Below are 234 nucleotides of genomic sequence, written 5' to 3' on the forward strand. Positions count from 1 at the left end.
GGCTGATCTGCCGGGCCAACCCCGATATGAGATCCTGGGTGGGTTTTGGGGTGGTGCGCGCTGGACCGAGCCGCAGGATCAGGCCTTTCCTGATATTTCCGACCTGATCGCACCATGGAGGCAGGCCCGAAACCTGCCTGATATCGTGGCCCTGGCCAGCGAAAGTGCCGCGCGGTGTCAGGCGATGCGCGGGCCAGAGGGCGATCCAACCCCGGATCTGGCGCGCGACTTGGG

1 pseudogene is annotated in these 234 nt (G+C 65.8%); it reads left to right on the top strand.

Features of this window, described 5'->3' with window-relative positions:
* Positions 1-234: pseudogene (locus Q4528_RS16285) on the top strand (hypothetical protein); the annotation flags it as partial.

Source organism: Staphylococcus pasteuri, from assembly GCF_030547725.1.
GTDB classification, from domain to species: Bacteria; Bacillota; Bacilli; order Staphylococcales; family Staphylococcaceae; genus Staphylococcus; species Staphylococcus pasteuri.